Raw genomic sequence first — 2,518 nt, forward strand, 5'->3', positions numbered from 1 at the left:
AAAAGGGCCAGATTGTGGAATAACACTAGGCAAATAATTAGATATTTAATTTGAGAAATAGAGTTAGTGAATGAATGTACTTAAAGTTATGGTGCAGGTTCTACAAAGATAGAAAACTGGCACATTTGGTATCTTTACTTACATTAAATACGGTGGAAAATCATACTGTAGATAATGGCAGTTTAAGTTGAAAGAAAATCGATAAAGGATAATTACAATTAAGCAAGAATTTGTAACTTAATAATATTTATTCAGGGAGGAACAAAATGGAAGCGTTGATTGAAAAGTATAGCCGAGGATATACGATGTTAAGGGAATCCATTAAAGAATTGTCTGAGGAAGAGATTAGGTTCAAACCAGGAAAGGATAAATGGAGTATACATCAGATTATTATACATATAACGGATTCGGAATTGGTGTCTACACATAGACTGAAAAAGGTTTTGTCCGAGTCTGAACCACTTTTAACATCGCCTGACCAGAACGCTTGGGCGAATTCATTGGATTATGAGCAATTAGACCGTGAACAATACTTACTCCTTTTTAAGATACTTCGCTCCAGTATGCTTCCTATTATCCGTAATTTGACAACCGAACAATTTGATAGAGTTGGAGTTTATGCAGATGCTGGACGATTCACATTCAAAGAATTATTGGAATTCCGTGTCCAACATATACAAGGACATCTCGACCAAATTGAAAGGGTAAAAAAAGCTTTTAGGGAGAGCACGTATAAAGATTAATATTAACCTAATTAAACTTTATACGTGCTTTAGTGAAATAAGAAATATTTGATCTATGATTGAGAATATCTTTTAGTTATTCCATTTTAGGGCGCTATCCTGGAACAAGGATAAGCGCTCGTTTTTCAGTTAAGGGCAATTTTGTTACAGATTAACAGGGATTTAAGAAAGAGAATTTGAAGTTAGCTTCAGGGACACTTTCTTGCAGTTTAGTGAATAATCTAATAGTCGAAAAATTGGAATAAAATCCATTTATAGTATAATTGTTTTTATACATTATTTATAATGGGGGAAAAGAAATGATAGAGAATAGACAAGCAGAGTTGATAAGTAAAAATGGTTTTTACATAAGTACTGACAAAAGCCTTTTAGATATAGAAGTAATATACAAATTCCTTAGCAATGAGTCTTATTGGCTTAAAGGCATTTCGAAAGAATTAGTTATAGCATCCATTGATAACTCTATTATTTGTTATGGTATTTATGAAGGAAATCCAACCATTGGTTCTCCTAAACAAGTTGGCTTTGCAAGAGTTGTATCCGATCTTGTTAGATTTTCTTGGCTAGGTGATGTCTTCATTCTTCCCAATTATAGAGGCCAAGGACTTAGTAAATGGTTAATGAGTGTAATCACCGAACATCCAAATTTGAAAGGCACGAGCTTTCACCTTGGTACTAAAGATGCTCATTCCCTTTATGCAAAATATGGCTTTAAACCATTAGAGAACATTGAAAATAGTATGGCTAGGTCCCTTGATTGGGAAGCTATACATGACGGTTATAAGTTATCCAAATAATCAATTGCTTTATTTAACTAAAGGGCGCAATTCCGCGAGAATTATAGGAATTTTCCGTAAAAAACTCCTTCTCGATAAGGTTTTTTAATTGTAAAATAATGAGATTATTTTACGGGGAAATTTTTACAATGAGGAGAGAGTATGATGATAAGAAAACTAGATAAAAGTGATCACGAGGTTTGTTTTAATTTGTTAAAAACCAAGGCTGCTGAAAACTTATTTATTATTGGTGACATTTAGGCTTATGGATATGAACAAGAATTCCAAAAGCTTTGGGGAGAGTTTAACGAAAGTGGAGAATTAATTGCTGTTTTATTAAAATACGAGGAAAACTATATTCCTTTTGCAGTAGAATCATTTAATGCCGAAGGATTTGCTGAGATTATGTCTAATGACTCTGCTTTTAAGATGATGTCTGGACTAAAAGATATCACTGAAAAAATTGAGCCATACTTGGATAAGCACCTAAAAAGAAAAAGACAATTATATTATGCTAAGTGTACTAGATTAAATATTAATAAAAATAATATTGATTTTTCGAATGTACAACAAGCATTTCCACACGATGCTGAAGCACTTGTTGAATTACTAAACTCAATTCCAGAATTTAGTGATTCAACAATTACAGTAGAGAGAAAACGTCGAGGAATAGAAAATGGAACTTCACGTTCATTTTTTATTATGGAAGAAGGAAAAATGGTATCAACAGCATCAACGACAGCAGAAAATTCCTTATCAGCAATGGTTGTTGGTGTAGCTACGCTAGAAAACTATAAGAAAAAAGGATATGCAACCAACTGCATGCTCAAGCTTTGCAGTGATCTTTTACATGAAGGAAAAGAACTATGTTTGTTCTATGATAATCCAACAGCTGGAGTAATCTATAAAAGAATCGGTTTTGAGGATATTGGATTATGGATGATGTATACATATTGTTAAAGGTTCAAGACTATTCTTATTGGAGCCTTTTCTAATTGT

The 2,518-nt window shown here is 32.8% G+C and carries 2 protein-coding genes and 1 pseudogene; all 3 read left to right on the forward strand.

Features of this window, described 5'->3' with window-relative positions; all coding sequences use genetic code 11:
* The first annotated feature begins 266 nt into the window (after positions 1–266).
* Positions 267–743, forward strand: a complete 477-nt coding sequence (locus V7164_RS24610; RefSeq protein ID WP_335355536.1) for a DinB family protein — start codon at positions 267–269, stop codon at positions 741–743.
* Between the two features lie 299 nt (positions 744–1,042).
* Positions 1,043–1,540, forward strand: coding sequence for a GNAT family N-acetyltransferase (locus tag V7164_RS24615; RefSeq protein ID WP_335355537.1), 498 nt, complete (start codon positions 1,043–1,045; stop codon positions 1,538–1,540).
* A gap of 144 nt (positions 1,541–1,684) precedes the next feature.
* Positions 1,685–2,479, forward strand: a pseudogene (locus V7164_RS24620) (GNAT family N-acetyltransferase).
* The last annotated feature ends 39 nt before the right edge of the window (positions 2,480–2,518 follow it).

Source organism: Bacillus sp. JJ1474 (assembly GCF_036965225.1).
GTDB lineage: Bacteria > Bacillota > Bacilli > Bacillales > Cytobacillaceae > Cytobacillus.

Excerpts from the sequence above, each read along its gene's own strand:
- V7164_RS24610 (WP_335355536.1), top strand. The coding sequence starts at position 267 with ATGGAAGCGTTGATTGAAAAGTATAGCCGAGGATATACGATGTTAAGG.
- V7164_RS24615 (WP_335355537.1), top strand. The coding sequence starts at position 1,043 with ATGATAGAGAATAGACAAGCAGAGTTGATAAGTAAAAATGGTTTTTAC.